Below are 5,728 nucleotides of genomic sequence, written 5' to 3' on the forward strand. Positions count from 1 at the left end.
AGATATAATGCTCTATGGCCGGTGGAGATTCAGTTTTTTTCGCAAAACAAAACCACGTGCTCCCGCGAAGGCGGGAGCCCAGAGCGTATGAAATCAGGGTTTGCGTTCCACCGCACTGGGTCCCCGCCTTCGCGGGGACACGCCCCTATGCGTCCGCAAGCACCCGAACCCCCACAGACCCCGATATGGTGGACTCAAAGTTTTTGTCCTCATCGTCACCCCGGGCTTGACCCGGGGTCCCGCTTTTCCTCCGTCCGTGCGCGAAAGGAAGCGGGATCCCAGGTCAAGCCCGGGATGACGGGATCGATGGGGCAAACGTCAGATTCAGGCAACTAGGGTCTTTCCCCCAGGGTCGTTGACAAAGCTGTAAACAGTGGCATTCTGCAACCCGATCGGCCGCGCGAAGACGGCCGCGAGAGGAGCTGCCCCCATGGCCACCGTGATCCGCGAAGCCCCCGAAACCGTGAATCCGCTCGACGTCTCCCGCGCCGAATTGTGGCGCGAGGATCGCTGGCAGGAACCGATGCGGCGCCTGCGCGCCGAATCGCCGATCCATTATTGCGAGGATTCAAAGTTCGGTCCCTATTGGTCGGTGACGACCTACAAGCCGATCCAGCATGTCGAGGCGCTGCCCAAGATATTCTCCTCCTCGTGGGAATATGGCGGCATCACCGTCGCGGGCGACGGCGTCGAGCATCTGCAGGAGGGCGAGGTCCCAATGCCGATGTTCATCGCGATGGACCCGCCGCAGCATACCGCGCAGCGTCGCACCGTCGCCCCGGCCTTCGGCCCCTCGGAAACCGAGCGCATGCGCGCCGACACGCTGAAGCGCACCAGCGACGTGCTCGATTCGCTTCCGGTCGGCGAGCCGTTCGACTGGGTCGAGAAGCTGTCGATCGAACTGACGACGCAAATGCTCGCGATCCTCTTCGATTTCCCGTGGGAGGAACGCCACAAGCTGACCGCCTGGTCCGACGCGCTGGGCGACATCGAAAGCTTCAACACCGCCGAGGAACGGCAGCAGCGGCTCGCCATCGCCTATGAAATGGGCGCCGCCTTCAAGGAGCTGTGGGACCGCAAGGCGCAGAATCCGGGGCAGCACGACCTGATCTCGATCATGCTCCAGTCCGACGCGATGAGCCACATGAGCCACGAGGAATTCATGGGCAACCTGATCCTGCTCATCGTCGGCGGCAACGATACGACGCGCAATTCGATGTCGGCCTATGCCTATGGCCTGCACCAGTTCCCCGGGGAACGCGCGAAGCTCGAGGCGAACCACGATCCCGATCTCGCGGTCAATGCGATGCACGAGATCCTGCGCTGGCAGACCCCGCTCGCGCACATGCGCCGCACCGCGACCGAGGATACCGAATTGTTCGGGCACCAGATCCGCAAGCGCGACAAGATCGCGCTCTGGTACGCCTCGGCGAATCGCGACGAGAGCGTCTTTCCCGACGGCGACCGGATCATCGTCGATCGCGAGAATGCGCGCCGCCATCTGGCTTTCGGGTACGGCATCCACCGCTGCGTCGGCGCCCGCGTCGCCGAGCTTCAGCTCACTGCGCTGATCTCCGAGATGCAGAAGCGGCGCCTGCGCGTCAACGTGCTGGCCGAGCCCGAGCGGGTGAATGCCTGCTTCGTCCACGGCTATCGCCACATGCAGGTCGAGCTCGAACGCTACTGACCCCCGGCCCGGCTACGCGGGCTACGGCTGGCGTGGCAGCGCCCTGACGCGCCAGACGCCGAGCCCGGTCCCAGTGCCGATCGGCAGCGGTTCGAGCCAGGCGGGCGGCCGCCCGGCCGCAAGCTGCGCGGCGAGCCCGTCACGGCGCCCGCGCCGATACAGGCCGAAATCATTGGCGCCGCGGCAGACGACCACCAGCGTCGCCCGCTGCCGGCGGACCAGCGTTTCGGCCGCGTCCGGATCGCCGACGAAGGCGCGGATCGTGTCGGCCATCGCTTCCCGGTTGCGGTGATGCGGCGTCGCGACGACGCTGTGGTGCGTCCAGAAAAGCAGCGGCGCGCCCAGGTCGATCGGTGCGAGGATCACCGCCGGGTCGAGCCGGTCGAGCGCCGCGATATTGGCCGGATCGAGGCAAGCCCCTTCCACCGAATCGAACGTGACACCCTGATCCGTGGACCGAAAGAAGGGAAAGGCGATGGCGAGCGGCACCGCCACCGCCATGCTGGCGAAGAGCGGCAGGCTGAAGATCGCGAGCGCCGAGGCCGCCAGCCGCAGCGGCATCGCGCGCAGCGCCCGCGCGCGGTCCCATATGCGCAGGCCGATCCAGGCGCAGCCGGGCAAGGCGAAAAGATGCGCCGTCGATACGCTGCGCAGCACCAGCAGCGACAGCAGCGCGGCGGCGGTCAGCGCGATGGCGATGGTGATCCAGTCGCGGCGTTCCGCCGCGGTGCGCGCGCTGCGCCAGGCGAGCAGCGTCCCGACGAGCCCGAGCAGCGACGGCACGACGACGAAGACGATGCTTTGTCCGCCCGACGCCCAGACGGGCTGGCCTTCGAGGACGGTGCGGTACCAATATTGGACGACGATCGGGTCGAGCGTGGCGAAGGGACCGCGCGCGCATTCCGGCGCCGTGCCGACCAGCGCGGCCGCTGCGAGGGCCGCGACGGCCCCGAGCAGCAGGAAACGCACGATGCGCCGCTCCGGTCGCAGCGCGACGACGCCGGCGGTGCCTGCGGCCGCGACGACAAGCGCCACCAGATAGGGCGCCGACAGCGAATCGCACCAGCGTCCGACAAGGCCGGCGGGCCCGCGCGTCGCGAACTGGAGCAGGACCGCACCGCCGGCGAGCCCCGTCATGTAACCCGTCAGCCGCGCCCGCTCGGCCGCACCCCCGCCCAGCGCCCAGCGCAACGCCACGATCGCCGCAAAACACCCCGCAAACACCCCCCCCTCAATCGACACCGCAAGCAGCATCGCCGCAAACAACCCTCCGAACAGCCCTGCGCCACGACTCACGGGACGCAGGGCGTGCCAGAGGATCAGCATCGCGAGAAGAATCTGCCAGCTGTGATGATCGATGCGCAACGGGCGGAATTGCGCGATGATATAGATGCAGAAGATCAGGTATAAGGGCGCGGCCCAAGCAATGCGCCAGTCCGACAGGCCTCGAAAGCCGAGCGAGACGGCGACGAACAGTGTGCTGAGCAGCAGCGGTGGCCACAGCGCCATCACTACCTGTTCAGCAAGGGGCTGGTCAATCAGGGGCCTGAGCAACAGAATTCCGCCCGCGAGCGGAATGTCGACGATCCGCGACCAGTGCATCAGTACCCCGCCGCCCGCTGGATTTATGCGATATTGAGTGAGATCCCACCAGTTTTGTCCGGCGATGAGGTCGCGTACTTGGACCATCCGCATCGCATCGTCGGTGTCGCCGAGGAGGAGGGCTGTGGTTTCTGGCCAGTGGTTTGCGAAGATCATGGCGTGCGCGAGCGCCCAGAGGAGCAGCGCGAACCGGACCGGCGTCAGCCAGTTTCCGAAGCGTGGCCGGCGATCATCCGCGTTCATGCGCGGCCCGGACGGAAGACGATGTGCCGGCGCAGCAGATAGGTCGTCTGGAAACTGATCGCGATCGCCGCAAGCTTTGCGATCCGCGGATCGAGCCCCCAGCCGATGCCGATGCCGACGACGGCCGTGGTAATCGCAAGGCCGGCGAGCGCCGAGCCGACGAACAGCATCTTCTGCCGATGTCGCTCGCCGGTCCCGCGCGCCGCGGCACTGTCGGCGAAGACGAGGCGGCTCGACACCAGCCAGTGCACCGCGATCCCGAGACCGTAGCCGAGCGCCGAGGCCGCCACCGGTTCGAGCCCGGCGCCGAGCAGCAGCAGGAACAGCCCGGCGTCGCAGCCGAGCGCGAGCACGCTCGCGAACAGATAGCCGATCCACCGGGCATCGCCGCGGCGGACGGCGCCGATCAGAAGGGCGAGCGGTTGCGGCATGACGTCATTCCGCCCGGCCGGCCATCAGGCCGCCCGCGCGGCGCGGACCGGAACGGCACGGACCGAGGCCAGGGCCGCGCCTTCGCCCTCGGCGCCGCTCTCGTGATATTCGGCGTCCTCGTTGACGCCCCAGATGTCGTAGACGCGCGCGCCGGCGGCGATGTTGCGCACCGTCAGCATCGCGGTCATCATCGCATGATCCTGGTTGTTGTAGCGGTGCATGCCGTTGCGCCCGACCATGTGCAGCGTCGGATAGCGCGCCTCCAGCTCGGTGCGCAGCGCCGCGACATGCGCAGCATAATCATCGTCATAGACCGGATAGGCCTTTTCCTGCCGCACCACGACCCCGCCGACGACATCCTCCGCCCTGCACAGGCCGAGGATCGCCATCTCGTCGGTCGCGAGGCGGACGAGATCGGCGTCGCTCGACGACCACAGCCCGTCGCCTTCGAAGCAGAAATATTCGAGGCCGACGCAGGCGAGGTCGGGATCGGGCACCATCTCCGGCGACCAGCTGCGGAAGTTCTGGACCCGGCCCACCCTGACCTTGCTGTCGTGGATATAGATCCAGTTGTCGGGGAACAGGTCCTTCGACCGGATTTTCAGCGCGACGGTCAGGAAGTCGCGATATTTGAGGCTGGGCGCCGCGGTCAGCGCGGCGGCCGGAAGCGGATGGAGACGCGCCGCGAGTTCGCGCAGCGGCGCCGAGCTGATCACATGATCGGCGTCGATCACCACATCGCCGTCGGGACCGGTCGCGGTCAGGCGCCAACGGCCGGTCTTCTGGTCCTGGGAAAGCTGTTTGAGGCCGTGGCCCATCAACACATGGTTGCCGCCGGCCACCACCTTGTCGCGCGCCGCTTCCCACATCATGCCGGGGCCAAGACGCGGATAGCGGAAGGTTTCGAGCAGGGTCTTGGCCGCCATGCCGTCATTCGGCGCCTTGCTGAGGCCAAGGCTGCGCTTGAGTCCGTCGAGCACCGCGGCGCCGAGGCTGAGCCCCTTGATGCGCTGCGCCGCCCAGTCGGCCGACATCTCGTCGCACGGCATCCCCCACACCTTTTCGGTATAGGTCTTGAAGAAGATCGAATAGAGCTTGTGCCCGAACTGGTTCACCGTCCAGTCCTCGAAGCTGCGCACGGTCCGGTTGGGCAAGAGCTTCGCCTTCGCATAGCTCGCCATGCACAGCGCCGAGCGGACGATGCCGAGGTTGAACAACGCCTCGAAAGCGCGCAGCGGGTAGGAATAGTAGCGGCCCTCGTAATAGATGCGGCTCATCCGCGGGCGCTGGATGAAATCGTCGGGCAGAATCTCGTTCCACAGATCGACGACCTCCTGGGCTTTCGAAAAGAAGCGATGCCCGCCGATATCGAAGCGGAAGCCGTCATGCTCGACGGTGCGGCTGATCCCGCCGACATAGACGGGGTCCTTCTCGATCACCGTCACCCGATAGCCCTGCTTCGTGAGCAGATAGGCGGCGGTCAATCCCGCCGGCCCGGCGCCGATGATCGCGACGTCGGCGCTGGTCGGCCCGTTCTGATTGTCAGGCATCGAAATTCCCCACGCAGCCCATGTTCACCCACCGCTGTGGCGCAGCGGCCCTAAAAACTGGTTAACGGGGCGGTAGGATTTGGGGCGTGGCTGTCCGATGCCCGCGGGAATTCAGGCTTCCCCAGGCCGGCCTGCTTCGGCATCCATGGCTGGGCCTTCCACTTTGCGCCGCTTTTCATTCGGGAGCAGACCATGGCCCGTGAAACGGGTTGGG

Annotated in this window: 4 protein-coding genes; 1 reads left to right on the plus strand and 3 read right to left on the minus strand. The window is 66.6% G+C overall.

The window, feature by feature from the left end:
- Window positions 1-430: 430 nt before the first annotated feature.
- On the plus strand, window positions 431-1,687 hold the full coding sequence (locus tag SGR02S_RS18700; RefSeq protein ID WP_067113638.1) for a cytochrome P450: 1,257 nt from the start codon (window positions 431-433) through the stop codon (window positions 1,685-1,687).
- Between the two features lie 21 nt (window positions 1,688-1,708).
- Here SGR02S_RS18700 and SGR02S_RS18705 read toward each other — a convergent pair whose 3' ends face one another.
- From SGR02S_RS18705 to SGR02S_RS18715, 3 genes are read right to left on the minus strand one after another with little or no spacing between them, the layout of a single operon-like run.
- Window positions 1,709-3,532, minus strand: coding sequence for a hypothetical protein (locus SGR02S_RS18705; RefSeq protein WP_067113641.1), 1,824 nt, complete (start codon window positions 3,530-3,532; stop codon window positions 1,709-1,711).
- On the minus strand, window positions 3,529-3,963 hold the full coding sequence (locus SGR02S_RS18710) for a GtrA family protein (RefSeq protein WP_067113644.1): 435 nt from the start codon (window positions 3,961-3,963) through the stop codon (window positions 3,529-3,531). The genes SGR02S_RS18705 and SGR02S_RS18710 overlap by 4 nt, the downstream gene beginning before the upstream one ends.
- Window positions 3,964-3,987: 24 nt before the next feature.
- Window positions 3,988-5,514 carry an NAD(P)/FAD-dependent oxidoreductase gene (locus SGR02S_RS18715; RefSeq protein WP_067113648.1) on the minus strand — a complete coding sequence of 509 codons (1,527 nt, stop codon included), beginning with the start codon at window positions 5,512-5,514 and terminating at the stop codon, window positions 3,988-3,990.
- Between the last annotated feature and the right edge of the window lie 214 nt (window positions 5,515-5,728).

The organism is Sphingopyxis granuli NBRC 100800 (genome assembly GCF_001591045.1).
Lineage (GTDB): Bacteria > Pseudomonadota > Alphaproteobacteria > Sphingomonadales > Sphingomonadaceae > Sphingopyxis > Sphingopyxis granuli.